We start from the raw sequence: 22,072 nt of genomic DNA on the forward strand, positions 1-22,072 counted from the left end.
CTAATAAAGTTCGAAATCAGCCATGGAGCTAACAATCTCTGTGTCCATAGTTATTGTACACTTTACTGTAAATATCTTAGTAAGATAGGTTTTTTCTGCTGGGAACTTAACCTTTATCTGATTGTAGTCCGATGTATTTTTCAACCATGTTACTTTATCAGTCATATCCTCATCATCAACACAACATGTCCATTTAAATACAGCAGTAGAATAATTTTTTGAAATATTCAAATTGGATTTGTCAAAAATATTTACTGTAAGCATTTTGTAAGATGGACTTCCGACTTTCAGTTTTGCTGTACTTGCAGAAATTTTTGCATATATTTCTTGTGTCGGAATATCAATTCTTGGTTGCTCAATTGGTTCAATAGAAGAATCATACCAATCAGCATACATTCCAATGACATTCCCTTTAGAATCTTTTTCAATCAGATCTCTTGTTTGATCAAATGTATCCTGATACAACGTAAGCTTTTGAATTCCAATAGGAGCAGCGTTTTCGCATTTGGAAATAACCCATGCCACAGGATGTTCGGTTAGAGCACCAAGAAGCACTCGCATATTCTTGTTATCATCAGTCGTGTACCAAATTTTTTCGGAAATTGGATTGAGTGGCAACCAGCATTTTTGCTGATTCTGCTGAGTCTGAAAATAATAGTCTCTCCAGAGACCAGAATTATACGAATTCTGCTGACGTAAAACCGCCCACATATTTCTTTTAATTCTCTGATCCTTATTCTTTTCTACCCACATTAAATTATAATTACATGGAAGAATCAAATATTTTGGAAATTGGTTAGCTGGCTCAGAAGAACAAATCAACCACTTCCGATATACCATTTTATCATCAGGAATATCCACGTAACAGCCTATCGGGAATTCAACTCCATAGCGCTGCCGATACTCTGTCTCGAAATAATATAGTTCATCATTCTGATCAAATTCAACCGGCTGCGACGGCTTAAATTGCAGGTAATATTCAACTTGATCCTTATCAATTGACTGATGTGACTTTACAATAAACTTTGCATCGATGCGAGTCTTTGTTGTGTTTCGATATGTCATATGATCTTTGAGACGTGGCTGATCATCGTGAAAATAATCATAAATATAACAAACTTTACTCTGTGGGTCTGTATCCCATGTGTATTCCATCGCCCAGTCCGCATTTTCTTTATGAATTTGCCCCAGCGTTTTAGCACCATTTGTGATTATGGAAGATGCTCGTTTAGAAGTTGATAGACTCGGCATTTTTGTCCACCTCCTCGAACATCATTTTAAGATAACCATGTGCATCAAGAATCAGTTTTCTAAATCTCCGAAACCTGTATTCGTTTTTAGGCTTTAAAACTTCCTCATAGGCGGCCTCAAGCGTAGACATAAAGGCTACCATCTGTTCCGGTTCGCCCATAAGGGTATTTAAAGCGCCATACCGTACAAGCAGATTTTTAAAATATTTAAAAAAATCTTCATTATCTTCAAAGATGGTATCTTCGGTATTTTTATCCTTGTAAAGTAGCAATTTATGGATTTCTCCATGCATAATAGACACAGCAACATCAATCTGATGGTCTGCAAACTTACCATATAGATAATCCATAATCAGCCCTCCTGCTTAAGATAGGAATTATGGACATATCCATGATCTCGAATCATTTTGTTAAACTGTAGTTTAAGACTATCCAGACGATTAATCATATTAGAATGCCCGTCTAAAATTTTCTTTTCCTGAGCAGACCCAATAAATGGAGCTGAATATAAGATGGAATCAACCTGTGGCTGTAACCATTCAATCTCCATACCAAGAGAGAGTAATCTTACAACAAAACGCATATCTGATCCGTCACTTACAGGATGATTTAAAGCAAATTCCATTCTCTGAACTTCATCATCCATTTCAAGCGTCAAAAACGTATTTTCAACACGAGCATCACCCACAACTCGATTGAGGCGCTCTGTATAAATCTCAGTTAAATCATCAGTGGACAAAGATAACTCTTTTGGATCAGTATAAAGCCCACGAGCGGCAGAGAATATTTTTTCATAGGAGAGTGTCATAAAGCACCTCCTTTATTAACCCTGTGCTAATGTTAGCAGAAGATGAGTACCAAAGATCTCATCGAGTGCCTTAATTTTTGCTGTAGAATCAAGACTACCGTCCATAATCATGGATGCAGCCAAACCCTTAATAGCGTCAACGGCGCCAACTGGAAGCTGTTCTGTGATCATTTTTCTCATCTGAGATACTGGGAGTTTTAAAACATCCTTGAGATCATCAACAGAATAAAGAGTATCGTACAGTTTATTGAGTTCCGGATACTCCGCAATAAAATCCTCGTTTTCAATAACAAATCTCGGCTTAAAAACCGCTGGATTTTTTGCTCTAACCATATAAACAAGGTCTTGGTATTCAACCTCTTCGGTAGCGCCATAATCTGGCCATCTATAAAGAATTCCTGATTTGTCACCGGTTACGAGTAAGAGACCATCTGTGATTGATTTACAAGTAATCGTCTCTTCTTTATCAAATTTTTTCTTTTCTGGTTTTGTTTCGACCGACTCGGATACTTCAATTACTGTATCTGCCGGTTTAACATTTTTTTTTGTATATGCCATTACAGACTCCTTTTCTTCCATTCAAAAAAGAGGAGAACATGCCGAAGCACTTCTCCTCAATATAATATAGATTAAGCAAATTTCCACTGACCGAATTGACGGGTAATGATTGTTGCAACACCCATACGTCTCTGAGCCTCCCATGTCTGCTGATCATCCATGTTGTCACCAGCCTGAGAACGTTCAAGAGTTGTCTCTCCGCCATCGATAAACTTAACTGGTTTGTAATCAATTACCGGGAAAATGAGCAGAACATTGGAGTCTACAAGCTTCTCAGCGAGCTTATTGTCCTTGAATCTCTGCGGGATTTCTAACAGAGTTGTTCCTTCATATGTACCAAGGATACCAGTTTCATTAATCTGCTGTTTCTGAGCGTCGGAAGCCCAGTCAACTTCACAAAGAGCATTAAGCTTCTTGAGTGCTGCTTTTGTACCCATAATAACAACAGAACTTACATCGTTAGCCATTGCGACATTAGAGATAATGTTATCAAAGTCATCTTTCTTGTCTTTGGAAAGGGCGCCAGTTCCAGTAAAACCAGTTGTTACCGGAAGCTTAGCTGCAGCATTCATAAATTCAGCATAAAGCTCATCCTGAATTTTCTTTCTATATGCTTTTGCAACCGCATCGATAAAATCAGACCAGTTCTTTCTGCCAGTTAAGAAAAGACGGATATCGCTACCAACCTTTACAGCATATCTACTTGTTGGAACCGTATAGCTGGAACCAGAAGCAAGGCGCTGAGCGGTATAATCATGATGATCTCCGCTAACTTTAGCGACATTAAGGATAATATCCTCATCTGTCCAGAAGTCAGTTCTATCGCCGTCTGCAAGATTTCTTGTTTCAACAAAATCGTTGAAGAACTCGTTATCCTTCCAGCCGTACTCAATTTCCTTCTCAATTACTTCCTCGATAACATCGAAGAATTCTGTGGCTCTTTCAGTTTTTAAAGCTTTATTGATCTGTTTTTCAGTAGAATACTCATTTAAACCGAGCTTTTCAAACATAATACTTCTTAATTTGTCATTAGCTTCATCTTTGCCAATTTCTCTATTTACGCTATCGTCGAAAATTTTACGACCGGTAGCTAAATCAAACATTAAATTTCTTACTGTGCTTTCCATAGTATGTATTTACTCCTTTCGTAAAATTAGGCGATAACCCATTTCTTTTCTGTGATAGTTGTAATCGTAGAACCAACTGCCGGTGTGCCAGTAAACGCTTCTTTAGAAAGCTCCCAAATATCACCTTCACGAAGCGGGTATGCTCTTTCTTCCATTTCCTTTGGAATATAGAAGTTAGACTCTACCTTAAATGCATTAGAATATTCCTCTTCAATAACCGGTGGGTTGTAAACGATAAGTGCTTCTGTCGCAGGAATATCTTCCTGAATTTCTACATAAAAGTTTCCGTTTGCCGCAACATCAACAATCTTTGCATTTACCTTTACCGCATCTTTTGCCTTATAAAGATCAAGGCTTACATAATCACCCTTTGCTACAACTGCGCCGTTCCATGCATCATCTGTGTGCTGAAGTGAGTACATATGTGCGCCGCCTTCACGAGCAACTACTTTACTCGGATAAGCAACTGGGAATTTTTCAATATTTAACTTAATCGCCATTTAATTTACCTCCTATTTTTTTGTGCAATAAAAAAACACTCTCTGTGAGTGTTTGCACATTGAAATAATTTTTTTTATTTTTACTTTGTGAAAAGATCGCCATAACGACCTGTTTTTCTCTTTCCGCTATTTGGATTTCCAAACATCTTAATACCGCTTGCTTTATTTTCCTTTGCAGAAAATTCTCCGACAGATGCCACATAATCAGCAAAAATAACTTTTGCCTCTTTTTCAAGATCAGTAAGAGAGTAGTTATCCATATTATTCTTTAGTTCTGAAAATGCGTAATTATCGGCTAATACGGAATACTTCTCGTCTGAAAGAATTGCTTCGCGTTGATTGCGAAGTTCATTCTTTTCGGCAGTTTCTTTGAATTCCTTAAGAGCAGCATAATTGGAACGCATGGACTGTAATTCTGCGAATTCTGAATCAGTTAAAAGCTCTCTATGAAGATTATATCTTTCACCATCAAAAGCTACATTATCGCCGTCTTTGGTGTATTTCTGACCGAAGATTTTATCTCCGTTCCAATTTTCATAAGTAAAGTAATCGTCGAAAACAGAGTTGATAAAATACCAATCTCCATCAACGCTCTCGTAGCTGGATAAAAGCTGATAAAGTGCATACTTTATATCTTCATGGGAAATCTCATATGTACGAGTCATTTTTTCAAATGTCTGTCCTTCACCGTTAGAATTTCCTTCTGGATCAGAATTGTCACCGTTATCCCCTTCGCCAGATGGTTCATCACCATTGTCAGTTCCAGTATTGTCGTTTTCAAATATTTCCGCAAATTTTGCTTCTAATTCTTCATCAGATAAGTTTTCATATTCGAAAGTAATATCTTTAACTGTTTTATTATATTTCTTTAAAAGTTCTTCAAACATTTTTCCTGTAGTTCCTCCTTTCTGATTGTTTTTATCATCACTGAAATTAGTAAGTAGTTTATTCATGTTTTCCAGTAATTCAATGATTTTTTCATCTTTGTCAAATTTTGCACAACCTTCATCAACACTAAAATCTTCAATTTTGAAGTTCGAACCAGCCATGCCTGGTTTTGTATTAGCTGAAAGAAGTGTCAGACCTGATACATAAAAATCGTCTAATACAAGTGTTTTTGAAGATGTGTCAAAACTCATTGATCGAATAGCAAGTTCCACAGAACAATCGACCGTTCCGCGTCTATTTAGAATATCAATAGCATCCTGACAGTATTCGTTGTATAAAAAACCATGTAATACTGCGCGGTTTACTTTTGCTTCCTTATCGTATTCGATTGTGGTCTTTGAACCATCAATAACCCCAATAGGACGCTCATCATAAACTACTTTATCTTTTTCGACTATATTGCCGTTTTCATCTGTTTCAGTGACTTTTTCAATATGAAAATCATGAGAACCAAAATCAAGTTCTCCTGTTTCTTCATCTTTTTTTATATTTGCTAAAATTGGACGAAGATGAGATGATGGAACATTATCCTTAAATGCTTTTGTTTTGATTTGAGACTTGTTCAGGTTCACATGGTCATGAAACGCTTTACTTACAAAGGGTGTCATACCCTCTGTGAGTTTATCTTGATCATCATCTGATTTTGAAAAACTGCCCAGCATTTGAACCAATAATTCTTTCCCAGAATCATTACTATCGAATTTTACAAAATTTTCTTTTAAGCAAGATGAATATAATTCATCAATCGTCATTATTTTTCGATTCATTTTTTGTCGTTTCCTCCTTCCTTTGCATAATAAAAGCCGCCCAGGAGGACGACTAAAATGTCAGTATATTGGAATACTGTACCTTATAATTTTTATCATCAAAACGGAGCGTATGGTCATTTAGAAATGTTGCTACGTCTCCATCTTTTTGAAGTAATTTATATCCTTGAGATAAGAGAATAGTGATAGTCTCCTGATCTGAAGTTTTTAGGAAGTTATAATTCATACGTACCTCCTGTTATTTATTGTTTTTATCCTGGTCTCTGGTTTTTAGCCCTTCATCAGATAATTCAGACTGGTTCTTCTCAGGTTTTCCATTATCATTATTTCCAGATTGGGTATAAGAGGTAGATAAAGCTTTGAGCTTGGAACTGAGCTGTAAACAATCTTCTTCGAGGAAGTTCATTGCCAATGTTTCTTTTTCGGAAACTCCATTTAGTGTGTTATATAAAATTTTGTTTGGAAGTCCATTTTGACAAGATTCCAAAATAGCCTTTCTAAAATCGTCTTTCTGATAAATCGACACGTCAAAAAATTTAACCATGCATGAATCACTAATCCAACTGGATAGTAATCTATTTACAATTGCCTGAATCTGTGGAATTAATGTTGAAATGGAGAATGTAGAGTCTGCAAGAACACCGTATGTGAATGCCGTAGAGTTGGAAGCTGAATTGAGGTTAAGAATCTGTGCTCCCCCGGCGGTGTTTAAAATTTCCTTGGTTGCCTTTTCAATCTTTGTAACATCGGAACTGGAATCGTCTGGGAAACTAATCTCATGCAGTTGGCCAGGAACAATGGCTGCTGAAATGTATGGGGGTAGAGCATCGTCCAGCATACGATTAAAATACTTAATCATAATTTCTGGGTTTACGGCCCAGTCGTCCACATCGTTTCCAAGGGTTTTCATTTCAAGCCAAATCATTTTGTAAATAGATGCAGCCTCTTGTACAGCCTGATAATCTGCCATGTCTAAAAGATCGATAACAGATAGAAAAATTGGTGTAAGAACCGGAACAACTGTTTCCCAATCCTCAGATCTGAATTTAATACATACACCATACTCTTCTGGGAATACTTGATATTTTTCACCGGTACTTTGGCTTGTGTTATACATGCTTTGAAATGGCTCGCCCCAATATTCCAAAAGTTCCTGTCTACTTCTGAAATAAGACATGTCCATAGCTGGGGCGTAATCGCCTTTTGCATACCATCCGGCGATTTTCATATAATCAGGATCCAGTGGGAGGATAAACATCCCTTCGCCTTCCGTATAATAACAGCAACCATAAAATACATCTTCGCGCAATGAAATGGATGCGGCTTTTCTGAATTCATAATTAAGACTCAAAGTCTCAAGAACATCGAGTGTTTCCTGATAATTTTTTAATGTCGAATCAACATCGTTATCTTCCGTAATATCAAATTTGGGGATTACATTCCGAATGGAAAGATCAATCTGATTTGCATAATATTTACAAAGACGATAATAGATTTCTGATCTATAATATAGATAACGAGATAAGCTACGTAAATTCTTTTCATTAGAAGAAATGCTTTGAATATAACTCTTTACATCTTCCTTTGAATAGTTATTGATGGTAGTATATCGCGTGGATTTTTGAATGTCACGAAGATTCGTAATTGCGCTCGTGGCGTCTTCGTAGCGTTCTAATTTTGTTTTATTTTTCTCGTACCACTCGCGTATTTGATTCGCTGTTGGCTGTTTTTTTTCGGTGGTAGAAGGAGAAGTATTTTTTGTAGTAGTAGGTGCATTAGCACCTGCCGTTGTCTTTTTTGTTCTGGGCATTAATGCACCTCCTTAGTTATAACGGGCTTTACGGATAGTGAGAGAGTTGACAAAATCAGACGCATCAGATTGCGGACGTTTACGCTGTGTGATATTTTTTCTACGTTCGCACATTAAAGCGAAAGAGGCCATACAGCATGTGTACGATCTGTCATCATGAAGCTTGTTTGATTTTTCTGGGGTAAGCTCAAAAGAGTCTTTTCCAGAATCTCTCTTTTTTCTCACCATGTTTACAAGTTCTTCTTTTAATGCATCCATATTTGCCAAAGCAATCTTGTCTTGCCAATCAAGTTTTATCATTTTTGTCTTAATAGATTGAATGTTATCCATTTTCTCCGAAAGTTTTTTCTCGAATTCTTTTTCATTGAGATTTTCGCCTTTTAATTCCTTTGAAATACGATCTCGCTCTTTTTTTAAAAGGTCTTCATCAACATCGAACACTGTTAAATAATCTTTGTTATCATATGAAGCAGTAAAGCTGATTTTGTCCTGATTCATTAACTCGATCATTGCTTCATACATTTCTGATTTATAAGCAGATGGAGACATTAAATGAACTTTATCAACAGCATTTGGAAACTTTTTTACATATTCTTCCGAATACTCTTTATCAATCAATCCCCTATGAACAATACCTGCTGCGTCAGTCCAATCCGGCATCAAATAGTCAGCGATATTTACTCCGCCGCCCCCTGATCCTGCGTCGATGTATATTCCAACAATATTTCCATAAGCATCAGCACCAGCGTTATAATCTAAAATAACCTTTTTAAGATATTCTATTTGGTCTGGTGTTTGCATTGGAGATTTGATTTTCTTTCCAACGTCTATTAGGTTAATACAATTAACCAAACGCATACGTGTATCAAGACTACCATCAACTTGTTCAAAATCATAAATTTCTCCGACAAGAATTACAGAATTATCTCTGCTTCTGGCTGGATCATATGTAATAACAAATTTTTTATCACCGGTATCGTTATATAAAAGCGGTTTCCGAACTTCCTCATTTCTGGTAATAACACCGCGTTTTATGATCGCATCGTTGCCAGCGTCGGTACTGAATTGGCAATAATATTCACGCCTTGCCTTCTCTGGATTTGTCCTCATTTCTGTCTCAACCGTGCTGCGAGACAGAAGAGGAGTGACCAGTTCACCTTTTAATGTGGGTTTAAACGCTTGCTCACAATCGATGTGTAAAACGCAATAATCAGGATCCCCCATAATTTGTCGTTTTGCAAAGTCTCTGTATAAGCGCCAAAACTGTGTGTCAGTTGATGATGCAGAACTTATATAGAATTTTTGATAAGAAAGATCACGCGGAATACATCTTTGTCGAATAGGGTCAATAGAATTACCGTTTGCATCCTTACCTGTTTTCAAACTCCTATTTACCGCTGCGAATGCTCCATATACATTCATCATTTCATCAGACAAGAACCCGCTCTCATCAAATAGAACAGAACCACGACTACCTCTTTTTGCATCTATATTGCTGTTTAAAGTCTTCGTCATTGCACCGTTATAACAAGAATAGGAAAAGCCATTGGACGAATGAGAAAATCCATCACCGGCAGCATTTTTTATCTCGATTTCATTTTTAAAAATAGATCCTGTTGATCCGTAAAAAGTATCTATACTATCATTTGCAAGACGTTCAAGAGTAGTGAAAGTCTGTTCTGCCTGTCCGCCGGTTCCACTTGCAATATATGTCCATACGTTGCAAAAGCACATATCTTTTGCCATAATCTCAAGATCAATTACGGTACTCTTACCATAACCACGAGTACATACTGCAAGAACATTTGGGCAAATCCAACTACGTTCTACTAACAATGATTGCCCATCAAGAAGTTCTATATTAAAAAATAAATCTATTGCTCGTACCGGATTGCACTGTAAATACTTTTGAATATTGGCGATTTGAATATAAGAATCGATTTTCCTTGAAGAAATTGAATAGCCATGAGGTTTTACATAAATGCCATATTGATCATAAACATCTTTATCGTAATTTAATAACTCCTGAGAATAATAATTTAAAATTATCTGTTTACTGTTTATCATCAGATTCCTCCTTTTTGGAAGAATCGTCTGTATCACCAAATACGGAATACAAATCTTTAAGATTTTTTAGCTGAGATTCATCAAGTAAGTTTTCTTCCTTTAACGTATCCCTTAAATCTAAATTTTCTCGAAGAAGTATTCTGTTAATTTCCTGATATGCATCTTTTTCTCTTCGGAGAGTAGTATTTGCTTTTCGCATTTCTGCAACCATATCAGACCATTCTGATTCGTCTAATGCCAGTTGCTTCATAATAGATGCATCGCTAATTTCTTGTACTTGGCGCATACCTCTACACGTATCGATATCAAATCCGTTGACTTCACTTTCACGTAGGTTGAGACCCTTAATTCGCTTAATTTTCCCTGTCCAAGTATTTTCGCCTTTTTTGGCGTTTTTGTTATATCTAAGCGATATACAACTGTCTTGAGCCAAAGATGTAATTACTGAAGAAATTTTATTTTTACTATCTTGAAGAGATTTTATTGTTGCTGAATTTCTTTCGATATTAGATACGTCAGACATAAGTTTCGCAATTGCATCGTCCAGCTTTGATTGTTGCAAAAAACCTCTGACGACGGAAATTGCAGAAGCTGTTCTCATCATATCTTCGTTTGCGTCCTTGCTTGCGTCAAGAAGACCTAATAGTTGAGAATAAAGAAATGGCTGATCAGATACATCTTCTTTTTCAAAAGGATCGTAATTGAGTAACTTAATAACGTCTGCTTTATTTTTTTTAAAATCATCATGTAAGACAATTTCTTTACGAGTAGTTTCTGATTTGGAATTTTCTTCCGGTGCATTGGGAATAAGCCCATCACTATCAAAATAAGTTTTCCCATTATATTGCCCCATAGAAATCTGCCGAATATATGCGTTCCAGACATTTGATTTCATCTTTCCTGATGCTAAATTTTGAACTTCTTCAATACTGGAATCCCAAACACTTTCGAGAAATGGCTTATTCAAATACCTCAATGCTAAACGCACCGAGTCTTTATCAGGTTCGTGTTCAATGCCCTTTTTATCAATTTTTAAAGCAATTTTACGAGCACAATCTTTGCAAATTGGAGTTAGTCCACTTTTGCTCATCGGATCTGTTGTCATATAAAAATTATCTCGCGCCTTATGTTTATCACATAAATAGCACCAAGCTCCATTTTTGAGTTTTTCTAACTTATCTTCTAAATTAGCAACTTTTATTTTTAATTGGGATGCTGTCATTTTGACAGGTTCTTTTATTTCGGCTGCCAAAGGCAGTCACCTCCTTTTGATCAAAAAAAATAGAAGCCAAATATAATAAGGCTTCTATTTATTCATATTCCCATATATAATTATACAAAGGCTTATTTATGAAATTTCCAACATATGCTTGCGTACAAAAATGTCTTATAGAAGAAAATTTATAGTTGCTATTTTTTAACTCTTCTTGACTCCAAGTTTTCACAAGATTTCTAAATTTATCAAATTGATTTACTTTGTATGTAGCTGTTTTAATTCGTATGTTTCGCAAGTAGTCCTCTGTTAATTTAAAATTGTCATTCTCGTACAAAAATATTTTACCTTTAATTGATCTTCTTGTATGGTTTAAAACACAAGTTAAGCTCTTATAGATGACAGACTTTTCACCAAATTCATACATAATATCAGCAGCATTATTCCAAATTTTTACTACATTTCCATATAAATCATATTCTACAATTTTAGGTCTTGGTGTAATATGCTTTTCTATATAAGTCTCGATATCAAAAGATTCATCATGGTATGTGTTTTCATATATCCATATGTATCCATGACATTGATATTGATCTCCATCTGGTTTGAGGCAATTCATAATACCGCTTATTGGTATATTTAATTCTCTGGCAGCATAAGAAGCGCTTCTCCATCTCTCTACAAGTTCACCGGATAAATTCAACTGTAAAACAGGTCTTGGGTTTCGCAACTTTGATAAGAATAATTTCTTCTCATTGCTCCAAGCATATCCATGTATTCCTTGTCCTCCTGCTGTTAAATTATAACCAAAATTTGGATCTATACTTTTATAAAGATCTATCCAATATGTTTCACGATTATCAATTTCTTCAACCGTACATTCTTCAATTACTTCAAATGTAAAATTAGATTCCCCATATTTGTTCCATGCACCTTGAAGATGAGAATTGCAATGTCTATTGCCATTAAGTTCGTTTTTATGATTGTACCATCGAGTAATAATATCAATACTTTGCCCAATATAAATTTTATTATTAACAATATTTTGAATTTTGTAAATTCCAATCATCTATCAGTTCTCTATTCCCTCCATATCTAAAATAATAGAAGAGGGAAGCGGTCGGATATGGAGTACAACCATTCATAGAGTTTGCAACTCTCTATTATTTCCCTCTTTAAATTAGTCATATTCCTTTAACAGAATTCAGCAATATTGCTATGACCATATAATTATTCTCTTTATCAGAGCAATCCATAATTATAGCGGAGAGAGTGGGATTCGAACCCACGCGCCCTTATGGACAAACGGTTTTCAAGACCGCCTCGTTATGACCAACTTCGATATCTCTCCAATAAAATAGGAGAGTAGCGCAAAACCACTCTCCTGATAAAATCATTATGTTAAACGTAAAAGATATCGAAAAATACACTGCTGAAATTAATGCCGCTATCGACGATTCTGGTGTAGACTCTGATGAAACAATCGACCTTATTGCAGAATATACAGGACCTGAGACTGGTCTTTGGTGGAATGCTGGTGACAGAAAGCTTTGCATCGCAAAGGGTTGGTGCGAAGACGAGGATGGAAACATCGTTGATCCGGTAGAATGTACTGGTCCAGCAACAGGTCTTGAATACCGCGATGGGAAAGTAAGACGTGTTAAACAGTAGGAAATAATGATTTCCTCCTTATATGTGATCACAAATTGCGCGGTCGCTCCGCAAGAAGCGCAGAGAACAGGATTCGAACCTGTGCGGCTGTTATACCCTGGCTGTTTAGCAAACAGCTCCCTTTACCACTTGGGTATCTCTGCAGATTCGCCGTCTTTCCGGCTGCCAGGCCGCCCAGCAGCCAGTCCTAAGTAAAGGTTCGCATTGACGTAGCGAAGCACAAGTTTATAGACAGATATCAAATAACAATACTGTCTTTAATTTTTCTTACCTTTGAAGTGTCGATTTTAATATAGAACTTGCGTGTAACGTCAGTTCCGGAATGATTTAGCATGGTTGAAATATCCTCTAACGGTACATTTTCGTTCTTCAATAATGTTGCATAACTATGTCTAAAATCATGCGGATGTAATGTTGGAGCGCCAATCATTTTCCCGATTTTCTTACACCATTCATTTAATGTACTATCTTTAATAGGCTTATCATCGGTAACAAATGCCGACACAAACAACCATCCATGATCGTCAATTTCTTTTTCTTTTCGGTATTCGATGAGTTTCTTAAGATAATCTCTGGTTTCCTCGCTAAAACTTAATTCAACAATTTTCCCTTCTTTTTCGAGTACATTAGAACAAATTCTCTCTTCAAGATCTACTTGTTCCCAACGTAAATTGGCAATAGCATGAACGCGAGCCATAGTAGTAAGTGACATAAAGGCATATGCTTGTAACTGAATATCACCATATTCTTCCAATTTTTCTCTCATTAACTGAACTTGTTCTTTTGTCAAATATGTCTGTACCGTAATTGGTTGCCCAGCTTTTGGACGGTCAATAAATTCAACAGGAGATTCTTGAATCAATCTCTTTTTTCTAAGAAATTTATAAAAGGCAGAAACTGATGCCATAACTCTTTTCTGCCGGTTTACATTATTTCCCTGTTGTTTTCTCCAGTAATAATATTCAGTAATGTCATCTTCTGTTGCTTCGAGTACAGACAGATTGAATTGCTTATCATACATATATATAAACCACTGTTGTAAATCTGAATTATATTGCTCTACTGTATTTTTAGATAAATCTCTTAATGACATATCAACCTGATATTTCTGAAATAACCTTAATGTTTCCGGATTAATATGTTTTAATTTTTCTTCATCATGCATTAAAATTCTTTTGCTCTTCTCTGCCATTTATTCACTTCCTTCCCATATAGAACACGCTCGCCCCGATTCGAACGGAGGTTATAGATTCTGGAGATCCAGGTGCTGAACCAGCTACACTACGAGCGCGATAATAAACACGCACACACATTTCTGTATGTGCGTGAAAATATTAAAATCCAAAATTCTTTAACATTTTTCCAATGTCGTCCTGAGATAATTTCTCAGAAGAGTAGAAAGAATAGGTTACAGTGCCATTACTGGTAGATTTAGATGCCGTAAAACCATGCATGTCATCGTCGCCACAGTCATCAGTATCTTTACAATCTTCCTTGCGATCGCAGTCCTTGCAGCATTCATGTAGACACCAATCGGCTTCCGGAAGATCCTCGTCGTCTTCGTATCCAAAAAGATGAACTTCCTTATCAGAGTCAAGGCAATAATCAATACAGAACTGGCTTACCTCGCCTTCCATGGAAATATAGATTACATCGGCCTGAGTAACGTCTCCGTACCATTCAACCTCTTTGACAGTGAGGTTACCGTCCTGATCTATCAGAATCATCCACTCTTCATATTTTTCGTAATCTTCTGGCTCTGCAGTTAAATCAATAAACTTAACAGCAGTTTCATCAGAATCCATCATGACATCCATCACGTAAGTCACAAGCTCTTTGTCAGCCACCAGAGCAATAGATTTTCTCTTTGGCGCATCATACCAAGATTCAAAGAAAATGTCTGCCATATCGTCCATATTTTCAAGCTCAATAATGTCAAGATCTTCATAAATATTTTTCTTCTTATTCACAAAATCACCACCCAACATTACAGATCTTTAACCGCACTGCCTACACGGAAACCAATTTCCCGATGTGCCGGTTTTACCCATTCCTTGCCATTAAGCGCAGTAACTCCATGTTTCTCTGGAACTTCCTTGCCAATAAATTTACCAAGCTTGCCAAAGGTAATAGTATCTGTAATATCAGCACTGATAGAATCTACAATAACACCCTCAAAAGCCTCTAAAACGGCTGCTACAAACTTTCTGGACACCTTTACCTTAGCCTTCGCCTCATCGGTTTCTGCCTGTTCTACAAGAATATCAGTGGTTAATTCTGCAACATTCTTTAATAATTCATCTTTTAACATATTTTAAATACTCCTTTTAATCATAAAAATAGTAAAAGAGGGTATATGCCGGATCGATCATATCCCTCATGCTTGTTATATTTGTATTATTCTGTTATAATAATTTTTGTGGGGTTCTCCCACATTCTCGGCTACCAGTTTTCCCAAAGATGTTAGATAAGTCTAAAGGAAGGACGGTGGTGCTATGTTTGAGTGCATATACCCATTCGTAGTGCATGTCAGGGCGTACTGGCGTTTTCGTTTCGGAAGATTCGAACACGTTCGTTCGCATTGGCGGAGATTGCCTTGTAGGTAGTCTATAATCGTTCATCTTGAAGTCAGGATCAAACTCTCATGAAAATCCTGCATTTCTTGTGACTAGCAGCCATCATCTTAATAAGATGGATCCAACTCCATCCAATAATCGGTCTCGGTTTTAAGGACCTGTTTTACTATTTCTTTATCTATTCCTGTGCGATTCACAATGAAGTCCGCACAAAGTTCCATATCCATTATTGTTGGTTCCGGCATATAATACCTCAGTCCAGTTGGATATCGTATAGACAAACTAATCCATTATCGTCAACAACAGATACAGTCTGCTCTGGTCTATTTGTTTTTCTAATTGATACGGCATATTGGTCGGATCCTGAACAACATCCGGACTCAATTACTTTTACATCGGATACCGTAATCATGCCATTTGTGTGTCGGTGGCCAAGCAATACAATGTCTGGTCGCATTCCGAACATCAATGTAAAATTCTGCACAACATTTTGAGGAGAATCTTTATGACCATGTGCCGCAAATACCTTTTGTCCGCGAATTACAAAACTCGCAATTTCCGGATCAATAATATTTTCGCAAATAGAAATATTTTTATAGTTCTGTAATCTTGCTCTGAGATAGAACCCTAACAATACATCCATATTTTCTCCATCTAAAGCATCTTCTTTTTTAGGGGAAATACGAGAGTGATTGCCAGGTGTTACATATACATAAACCTGCTTAAAACGACCAGACAACTCTACAAGTACACTTGATAGCAACTCAGAAATATACTTAAATTGCTCCATCATATCCATATTGTTCTGGAGACGCAGATTGTTATGAATAATACCAGAAATGATTTCACCGATTACTACAAAAGCGTTTTCTGAATAATGTCTTTGCTGGATTTTAATAATTTCAGAGACATATTTCTCAAGACGTGTTTTTAGAATATTCTCATCAAAATCGTTTTTCCAATTATGGATCTCAATACCGGTATGAATGTCACTAATATGAATTAAAAGATCATTGTCACCGTGTCCATAATATTGATCTCTGCTTTGTGTGCCAATTTTAATTGGATTGACATTTTCGCAGATAATATTTTTCACCATATCAGCATAAGATTCTTTTCTTGCTTCTCGACGTACTAATCTGTTATAATCAGTTCTTGCGTCGGATAACTTGATTCGTTCTTTCTGTAATTCTTGAATTTGCTGCGAAATATCAGAAGAAGAGCTTGTCGATTTAAACACATTTCCCTCGGCAAATTCCTTTGCAATCGCATACTTTTTTCGGTATGCGCTTTCGGATCTGTATTCGGATACATCCTCTCGAAACTCTTTGTTAATAAGATTAGCAATTTCTGTCCATGTCAGATCAAGAATTCCGTTATCTTTTGCCTGACCGAGCCGCCAGATATATGCCGACTCCGTTTCAGTTGGTTGCCTCTTTACGTCCAATCATTCACCAACTCTCTTTACATGTCATCAGAGTCATCGATTTCAGAGTCATATTCGGAATCTGATCCAAGAACCTCAAGATCTTCATCTGTCTTAAGCGCAACAGAGAAATCAATTACCTGATTCTTGAACGCTGCAAGAAGATCGGCTACGCGCACAACCTGCTCGCAATCGTTTTCATCAGTATAAGCAATTTCTGTGCAATCCTCAGATAATACACCGGCTTTTACTGTTAATTTATCTGTGGTCGTTCTTGTAAAGTTAAGTTTACTTTTACTCATTTTATTTACTCCTTTTTGTCCAATAAAAATAGAAGAGCGGCGCTCTTCTTAAATGATTTCGTCCAAACTATTGATGATTCTATCTGCTACGCCGTATTCGATAGCTTCCTTTGCAGAAAGATACCAGTCATTTTCAAAATTTTCATTGAAAATATCCTCTGGAATTTTTGTTCTCGATAAAACAAATTTTCCGAGTTCATCAATCTGGCGCTGATAATTTAAAATGGCGGCAACGACGTTATTATAATCTCCACTGAACTGCCCAGCCCCTTTATGTAATAAGAATTCGGCAGTCGGAAAAGTCAAACGCTCATGGCATGAAAGATAGATAAAGCATCCGCTGGATGCAGCCATACCAACATTAATTCCAATAACTTTTGTTGCGCTTAAAGAAATTGTATCAACAAGGCAATTATTGACTTCAAGATCACCGCCAGGACTAAAGAAAATAACTTTAATCGGTTTTCTCTTTTCTGCTGGTAAGTTAGCTTTTTTGTCTTCTAAATTCCACTGCATAATCATCTTTGCGTATTCAAGAGTCATAGTTGTAATTTCGTCATCGATCCAAATGATTCGGTCCTCGTAATTTTTATAAAATTGAAGTAAGCTTGGATCTGGTAACTGTAAATTTTCTACATTGGTGGGGATTGAAATATCAAGATAAGTTGATTCCAGATTTTTTTTATTCGTCATATGATGTTCCTCAGATATATTTATATATTTTATTGTTTTTAATATTTGAAATGGTTGTCGAACTTACATTGTATTCACGAGCAAGAGAAGTCATAGATATACAAGAAGATAATAATTTCTTTTTAATTTCTTCAACTTGTTTCAAAGTGAGTTTTGATTTGTTATTATTTTCTCCTTTTGTCATACCGTTTGATTTTTGGAAAATTAAATCTTTCGTGAATTTTACCCATGTTTTGTGATTTCTAATATCAGAAATAGTTTTCCGATTCACATTGAATTTATTAGCTATCTCTGTGTCACTAAATCCTTTTTTTATGCAATTAATTACATCAAATATATTCTCATTGCTAAGTTTATTTAGACCATTACATTTCCCCTTTGTATCTGGAAAGTCAATATTTCTCGTCAAATAATTCCATGAATGACCGATTTTTATACTTGAAACAACACTTTTGTTAATATTATACTTTTGAGATATTTCAGTATAAGATAGTTCGCCACTTATTAAATCGTTAATTATATCTTTTACTTGTTGCTCTGATAACTTTGAGTAAAAACAATTTTCTCCAATATATTTACCTTTTAATGTATTAGAGATTTTTGATTTTGTTTCTGCCGATAATAAGGACATGTCAGTAGTTGGCATAATATTATATCCGATTTCATGGTTGACGCAATTGAATTTATCAATATAATATTGTTCTTTTTTTTCTTAGATTATTTAAATCACATAATTCTACAATAGAAAATATAAAATTGTTTTCACCGTATTTGTTCCACGCCTTTTGAAGATGTTCATTTACATGGGCATTTTTGTTTAACTTAGCTTTATGTTGTTTCCAACGTGTAAAAATGTCTTTTGAGCTACCAATATATATTTTCCCATTCGCAACATTTTTAATTTGATAAACACCTATTAACTTCTCTTTTTTCATTTTATTCACTTTGTCCTTTCGTTGAATTTTTAATGAATATAAAAAGACCACCAATTACTCGGCGGTCAATTCAGTTAAATCTTTTTTGAATTTTTCTGTTTCCTCAAAATAGAAGATAGAGGCATTTTGCAACTTTTTGTTTTTCTGAAGATCTACAATAGGATTGCCTTTATGTAAAAGCTGCTTCGCTAAAAAACTATTAAAAATAGGCTTTACCTGTTTTTGCTGATTATTCCTTTTATTCATAGGCGAAATTGCCTCCGATTTCATAATATTTTTATAAAGTGAATTTCAGACTTGAATTAGCAATAACAACACGAGTCGATTTACACTGCTTTTCAAATTCCTTTTCTAATGTCTTTTTTAACATCTCTTTTGCAGAAGAAGATCCGTGATGGAGAATAAGCTTCTGACAATTAATAGAAGTATAATCATCCACTAATTGATTAAATGGTGCATGTCCAGACATTGATTTGAGAGAATAAGATGCACATTTACAAGCGTATTCTTTTTGATCAATAGTCACAGATTTTCGCTTAGAATCTTTCAATAAGGATGCTAAACTACCTTCTGTACTAAATCCCACAAACAGGATAGTGGCATTGGGATTAGAAATATTTGCCTTTAAATGATGCCGCACCCTTCCGACTTGACACATACCGGCTGTAGAAATTATGCAGCATGGCTCAGAACTGCTTACAAGAGCCTTGCTATCCTCGGTTTCTTTTACAAAAGTAAACATCGGATCACTCATAATCCTCTTAAGATCTTCTTTTTCATCGCCATCCAAACATTCTGCATAATCTTCGAAAATTTTAATGGCCAGTGGCGAATCAATATAAACTTTAGGTTTCCACTCAGAGTCTTTATACAGATCATAAATCATGTACGCAAGCGCCTGACAGCGCGACTGTGCGAAACTTGGAATAATAACTCGTCCACTCATATCATGTACCTGAGTGTCAATGATAGATTTTAGCTTATCTAAATCATTTTTTCTTTCTTTTGTACCTGTCTTAAGATCAGGACGATCCCCATATGTAGATTCTCCAATAACACAATCAGCGTATTCGACCTGTTGATATTTCCCGACAAATTTGTTATCTACAATTTTATTTCCAATGTCACCAGTAACCAAAATTGTCTTAGTAACCTCATCTACAGTAAGATATAGTTTCACCTGACAACTACCGAGAAGATGACCGTTAGGAATCAATTCAAATGCCAATTCATTATCTACAGTAATTTTCGTATTTACCGGTTCCTCAATGGTATATTCCAGCATTTTATTAACGTCGGAAACATCATATAGAGGCTTGTAGTTCTTATTGTTTTGGGAATTAATTAAAAGAACATCGCGCTCAGTAATATAGGCAGCATCCATAGACATATCTTTCAAAACCTGCCTGGAACCCATAGAAATAACTGTGGCTGCTTTACAACCATCACGATATAAGCGCGGAACCAATAAAACATGATCGCCGTGCAAGTGGCTCACAAACACAAAATCTATATCCCTCGGCTTAAATTCTTTGAATTTTCGATTATTTACCAGAAAATCTTCAAAACGATCATTTGTCTGATGTAGTCCACAGTCTACCAAAATCTTATGATTTGGAGACTCAATATAAATAAGGCTTCCGGTCACATCCTCCGAAGATGGTGAATCCACAAAGGATACCGTAATGCTATTTTTCTTTTTTTTAGCGATGACTATGTACCGCCTTTCAATTCAAATTTCGCTATTTCGCGATTAATTCCAGATATTTATTATGAAGCTCCATGTTTTTTGAACTCTCTGTTAAATAATAAGTTTTTCTTTTATGGCAACTTTCTGTATGACTTACACCATATTCACCATACTTCACACCATTCTTTACCAGAAATTCAACTTCATTTTTATTAATCTTAATTATAATAATTCACATCTCTTTCTTTATTATTTCTCCATAATGGGAGAGCAGTGATCTCGGCGGGGTTCGGACCCACGTTACTACCGTGAAAGGGTAGTGTCTTACCGCTCGACTACGAGACCAAATAAAATTGCTACGCCCAGGAGTTGCACCTGGTTAATCAGGTTTATGAGACCCAACGAGATATCTGACCTCCCGCCAGCTTTATTTTCTCTCGACCAGAAAATGGCGGCATACTACCGATCAGTAGCACACCGCCATCAAGAGAGAGTGAAGAGAAATTATGAAAAATGAAACCTATAACAAAATACATAGGTACAGAAGTGCGGTTACCCGCAAGGCGGGATAGGAGATTCGAACTCCAAATCACCCCATTGTGATTACCATGCATCCCGCATGATTGCAACTACCACAGCCAAGTACAAACCTTTCCGCCAATTACGCTACACGTATATAAACTTTCTCTTGGATTTAATCGATCTTTGTAACTTTAGACTTGATCTTTAGAAGAAAAGAATTTTGATAATTGAACATTAAAAATTGATTTCTGAACGCTGAACTTTCATAAATGTTTTCGCCACCTAAGTGTTCATCTGCGAAAGAAGATAATTTTATATTCTTTTATGCAATATCTAAAATCATTTTCAGAATGATTTCGACATAAGAATTTGTTCTATTATTTAATAGGTTGCTGGCAATTACCCGTGCCAGCAAAGCGGGGCGTAAGTATAAGATTTTCGTGATAGTTGCATATATATTCCGTTCTGGTTATTGTATAACTATTTTTTTAGAAATCCAACTCAATGAATGTTGTGGCATTGCATAAGCTGAGTTTTCCGTCTACCTGAGATTCAAATGTGTCGATATCAGCTTCAAGTTTAGTCATGAGGTCAAAAAGATTAAGCGGATCCACAAGCTCCCACTCGTTCTTTGCTCTATACGGCACTTCTACGGCGGCCTGTTCGTCCTTGTCGAGCTTCTTTGTGGTATCGCGACCTACAAGCGTCTGAATTAACTCATCAACTTTATTGTCCACCTTTGCATTCTCTTTATTTACTGTCACAGTAGCAGATCCATACTGAGCTTTCATAGCGAGCAAAAGTTCCTTCTCGTACTGAATAGAATTCTTGCGCTCGATGGCTTCAGCAACAGTCATTTTCTGATCACCAATCTCTAAGTATGTAATGGCGTTAGATTTCACAATGGCCGCCTTTAATGCATTTCTATTTCTAATAAGATCCATAATGGACTGATGCGCCGCTTTTGCATCAGCAACAAACTTCTCGACGTTTACAACGCCAACTTTATCAACTGATTTTTTCTTCGCACCAATAAGTTTAAGATTGTTGATTGCCTTTTCGATTTTAGAATCATATAACTTTAACTCATTAAGACCTTCTGTAACTGTGATTTTTCTCATATCCTGTTTCTCCTTTTAGTACAAACGCCCAAAATTAGAGCGCAATATATGTATATTCATAAAAAGAAAAACGGGCATAGTGCCAGAA

The 22,072-nt window shown here is 36.1% G+C and carries 23 protein-coding genes and 3 tRNA genes; 1 reads left to right on the plus strand and 25 read right to left on the minus strand.

Going from position 1 to position 22,072, the window contains the following annotated elements:
- The 12 genes from GPK90_RS04705 to GPK90_RS04760 all read right to left on the minus strand — a co-directional run bounded on the left by GPK90_RS04705 (position 1) and on the right by GPK90_RS04760 (position 12,399).
- Positions 1-1,251, minus strand: a complete 1,251-nt coding sequence (locus tag GPK90_RS04705) for a hypothetical protein (protein WP_215702295.1) — start codon at positions 1,249-1,251, stop codon at positions 1-3.
- The gene (locus GPK90_RS04710) at positions 1,229-1,600 is read right to left on the minus strand and encodes a hypothetical protein (protein ID WP_215702296.1); all 372 of its coding nucleotides are present in this window, start codon (positions 1,598-1,600) and stop codon (positions 1,229-1,231) included. Before GPK90_RS04710 ends, GPK90_RS04705 begins: the two co-directional genes overlap by 23 nt.
- Positions 1,601-1,602: 2 nt before the next feature.
- Positions 1,603-2,058 carry a hypothetical protein gene (locus tag GPK90_RS04715; RefSeq protein WP_215702297.1) on the minus strand — a complete coding sequence of 152 codons (456 nt, stop codon included), beginning with the start codon at positions 2,056-2,058 and terminating at the stop codon, positions 1,603-1,605.
- A 15-nt stretch (positions 2,059-2,073) separates the two neighbouring features.
- On the minus strand, positions 2,074-2,616 hold the full coding sequence (locus GPK90_RS04720) for a hypothetical protein (RefSeq protein WP_215702298.1): 543 nt from the start codon (positions 2,614-2,616) through the stop codon (positions 2,074-2,076).
- A 71-nt stretch (positions 2,617-2,687) separates the two neighbouring features.
- Positions 2,688-3,743, minus strand: coding sequence for a hypothetical protein (locus GPK90_RS04725; protein WP_215702299.1), 1,056 nt, complete (start codon positions 3,741-3,743; stop codon positions 2,688-2,690).
- A gap of 26 nt (positions 3,744-3,769) precedes the next feature.
- Positions 3,770-4,243: a hypothetical protein gene (locus GPK90_RS04730; RefSeq protein ID WP_215702300.1), complete on the minus strand. Its 474-nt coding sequence runs from the start codon at positions 4,241-4,243 to the stop codon at positions 3,770-3,772.
- Positions 4,244-4,323: 80 nt separating this feature from the next.
- A complete protein-coding gene (locus GPK90_RS04735) occupies positions 4,324-5,958 on the minus strand; it encodes a hypothetical protein (protein WP_215702301.1) in 1,635 nt (544 codons plus the stop codon).
- Positions 5,959-6,196: 238 nt separating this feature from the next.
- Positions 6,197-7,768, minus strand: a complete 1,572-nt coding sequence (locus GPK90_RS04740) for a hypothetical protein (protein WP_215702302.1) — start codon at positions 7,766-7,768, stop codon at positions 6,197-6,199.
- Positions 7,769-7,780: 12 nt separating this feature from the next.
- A complete protein-coding gene (locus GPK90_RS04745; RefSeq protein ID WP_215702303.1) occupies positions 7,781-9,835 on the minus strand; it encodes a hypothetical protein in 2,055 nt (684 codons plus the stop codon).
- Complete coding sequence (locus tag GPK90_RS04750) at positions 9,822-11,087, minus strand: hypothetical protein (protein ID WP_215702304.1); 1,266 nt, start codon at positions 11,085-11,087, stop codon at positions 9,822-9,824. The genes GPK90_RS04745 and GPK90_RS04750 overlap by 14 nt, the downstream gene beginning before the upstream one ends.
- A gap of 58 nt (positions 11,088-11,145) precedes the next feature.
- Positions 11,146-12,117, minus strand: a complete 972-nt coding sequence (locus tag GPK90_RS04755; protein ID WP_215702305.1) for a GIY-YIG nuclease family protein — start codon at positions 12,115-12,117, stop codon at positions 11,146-11,148.
- A gap of 195 nt (positions 12,118-12,312) precedes the next feature.
- Positions 12,313-12,399, minus strand: a tRNA-Ser gene (locus GPK90_RS04760).
- 47 nt (positions 12,400-12,446) lie between these two features.
- Between GPK90_RS04760 and GPK90_RS04765 the strand changes: the two genes are divergently transcribed.
- Complete coding sequence (locus GPK90_RS04765; protein ID WP_215702306.1) at positions 12,447-12,719, plus strand: hypothetical protein; 273 nt, start codon at positions 12,447-12,449, stop codon at positions 12,717-12,719.
- A gap of 58 nt (positions 12,720-12,777) precedes the next feature.
- Here the strand turns inward: GPK90_RS04765 and GPK90_RS04770 are convergent.
- From GPK90_RS04770 to GPK90_RS04830, 13 genes are all read right to left on the minus strand, one after another.
- Positions 12,778-12,862, minus strand: a tRNA-Ser gene (locus GPK90_RS04770).
- A gap of 95 nt (positions 12,863-12,957) precedes the next feature.
- Entirely contained in the window at positions 12,958-13,911 is a 954-nt protein-coding gene (locus GPK90_RS04775; RefSeq protein WP_215702307.1) for a tyrosine-type recombinase/integrase, read from the minus strand.
- Positions 13,912-14,053: 142 nt separating this feature from the next.
- On the minus strand, positions 14,054-14,689 hold the full coding sequence (locus tag GPK90_RS04780) for a hypothetical protein (protein ID WP_215702308.1): 636 nt from the start codon (positions 14,687-14,689) through the stop codon (positions 14,054-14,056).
- A gap of 17 nt (positions 14,690-14,706) precedes the next feature.
- Positions 14,707-15,030, minus strand: a complete 324-nt coding sequence (locus GPK90_RS04785; protein ID WP_215702309.1) for an HU family DNA-binding protein — start codon at positions 15,028-15,030, stop codon at positions 14,707-14,709.
- Between the two features lie 518 nt (positions 15,031-15,548).
- A complete protein-coding gene (locus GPK90_RS04790; protein WP_215702310.1) occupies positions 15,549-16,742 on the minus strand; it encodes a metallophosphoesterase in 1,194 nt (397 codons plus the stop codon).
- A gap of 17 nt (positions 16,743-16,759) precedes the next feature.
- Entirely contained in the window at positions 16,760-17,023 is a 264-nt protein-coding gene (locus GPK90_RS04795) for a hypothetical protein (protein ID WP_215702311.1), read from the minus strand.
- 48 nt (positions 17,024-17,071) lie between these two features.
- On the minus strand, positions 17,072-17,716 hold the full coding sequence (locus GPK90_RS04800) for a ClpP family protease (RefSeq protein WP_215702312.1): 645 nt from the start codon (positions 17,714-17,716) through the stop codon (positions 17,072-17,074).
- 10 nt (positions 17,717-17,726) lie between these two features.
- On the minus strand, positions 17,727-18,362 hold the full coding sequence (locus tag GPK90_RS04805; protein ID WP_215702313.1) for a helix-turn-helix domain-containing protein: 636 nt from the start codon (positions 18,360-18,362) through the stop codon (positions 17,727-17,729).
- A 40-nt stretch (positions 18,363-18,402) separates the two neighbouring features.
- Positions 18,403-18,651 carry a GIY-YIG nuclease family protein gene (locus GPK90_RS04810; protein ID WP_215702314.1) on the minus strand — a complete coding sequence of 83 codons (249 nt, stop codon included), beginning with the start codon at positions 18,649-18,651 and terminating at the stop codon, positions 18,403-18,405.
- A gap of 54 nt (positions 18,652-18,705) precedes the next feature.
- Entirely contained in the window at positions 18,706-18,897 is a 192-nt protein-coding gene (locus GPK90_RS04815) for a hypothetical protein (protein ID WP_215702315.1), read from the minus strand.
- Positions 18,898-18,928: 31 nt separating this feature from the next.
- Positions 18,929-20,299 (minus strand): MBL fold metallo-hydrolase, encoded by a 1,371-nt coding sequence (locus GPK90_RS19510; RefSeq protein ID WP_215702316.1) that lies wholly within the window; start codon positions 20,297-20,299, stop codon positions 18,929-18,931.
- A 316-nt stretch (positions 20,300-20,615) separates the two neighbouring features.
- Positions 20,616-20,686, minus strand: a tRNA-Glu gene (locus GPK90_RS04825).
- A gap of 665 nt (positions 20,687-21,351) precedes the next feature.
- Positions 21,352-21,984 carry a hypothetical protein gene (locus GPK90_RS04830; RefSeq protein ID WP_215702317.1) on the minus strand — a complete coding sequence of 211 codons (633 nt, stop codon included), beginning with the start codon at positions 21,982-21,984 and terminating at the stop codon, positions 21,352-21,354.
- Positions 21,985-22,072 lie beyond the last annotated feature (88 nt).

The sequence above is a fragment of the Clostridium sp. MCC344 genome (genome assembly GCF_018785365.1).
GTDB lineage: Bacteria > Bacillota > Clostridia > Lachnospirales > Lachnospiraceae > Pilosibacter.

Coding starts and splice junctions, on each gene's coding strand:
- GPK90_RS04725 (WP_215702299.1), bottom strand. CDS start 3,743: ATGGAAAGCACAGTAAGAAATTTAATGTTTGATTTAGCTACCGGTCGT.
- GPK90_RS04810 (WP_215702314.1), bottom strand. CDS start 18,651: ATGAAAAAAGAGAAGTTAATAGGTGTTTATCAAATTAAAAATGTTGCG.
- GPK90_RS04830 (WP_215702317.1), bottom strand. CDS start 21,984: ATGAGAAAAATCACAGTTACAGAAGGTCTTAATGAGTTAAAGTTATAT.
- GPK90_RS04740 (WP_215702302.1), bottom strand. CDS start 7,768: ATGCCCAGAACAAAAAAGACAACGGCAGGTGCTAATGCACCTACTACT.
- GPK90_RS04800 (WP_215702312.1), bottom strand. CDS start 17,716: ATGACGAATAAAAAAAATCTGGAATCAACTTATCTTGATATTTCAATC.
- GPK90_RS04755 (WP_215702305.1), bottom strand. CDS start 12,117: ATGATTGGAATTTACAAAATTCAAAATATTGTTAATAATAAAATTTAT.
- GPK90_RS04815 (WP_215702315.1), bottom strand. CDS start 18,897: ATGAATAAAAGGAATAATCAGCAAAAACAGGTAAAGCCTATTTTTAAT.
- GPK90_RS04765 (WP_215702306.1), top strand. CDS start 12,447: ATGTTAAACGTAAAAGATATCGAAAAATACACTGCTGAAATTAATGCC.
- GPK90_RS04730 (WP_215702300.1), bottom strand. CDS start 4,243: ATGGCGATTAAGTTAAATATTGAAAAATTCCCAGTTGCTTATCCGAGT.
- GPK90_RS04735 (WP_215702301.1), bottom strand. CDS start 5,958: ATGAATCGAAAAATAATGACGATTGATGAATTATATTCATCTTGCTTA.
- GPK90_RS04745 (WP_215702303.1), bottom strand. CDS start 9,835: ATGATAAACAGTAAACAGATAATTTTAAATTATTATTCTCAGGAGTTA.
- GPK90_RS04720 (WP_215702298.1), bottom strand. CDS start 2,616: ATGGCATATACAAAAAAAAATGTTAAACCGGCAGATACAGTAATTGAA.
- GPK90_RS04785 (WP_215702309.1), bottom strand. CDS start 15,030: ATGTTAAAAGATGAATTATTAAAGAATGTTGCAGAATTAACCACTGAT.
- GPK90_RS04715 (WP_215702297.1), bottom strand. CDS start 2,058: ATGACACTCTCCTATGAAAAAATATTCTCTGCCGCTCGTGGGCTTTAT.
- GPK90_RS04705 (WP_215702295.1), bottom strand. CDS start 1,251: ATGCCGAGTCTATCAACTTCTAAACGAGCATCTTCCATAATCACAAAT.
- GPK90_RS04805 (WP_215702313.1), bottom strand. CDS start 18,362: ATGCCAACTACTGACATGTCCTTATTATCGGCAGAAACAAAATCAAAA.
- GPK90_RS04710 (WP_215702296.1), bottom strand. CDS start 1,600: ATGGATTATCTATATGGTAAGTTTGCAGACCATCAGATTGATGTTGCT.
- GPK90_RS04775 (WP_215702307.1), bottom strand. CDS start 13,911: ATGGCAGAGAAGAGCAAAAGAATTTTAATGCATGATGAAGAAAAATTA.
- GPK90_RS04795 (WP_215702311.1), bottom strand. CDS start 17,023: ATGAGTAAAAGTAAACTTAACTTTACAAGAACGACCACAGATAAATTA.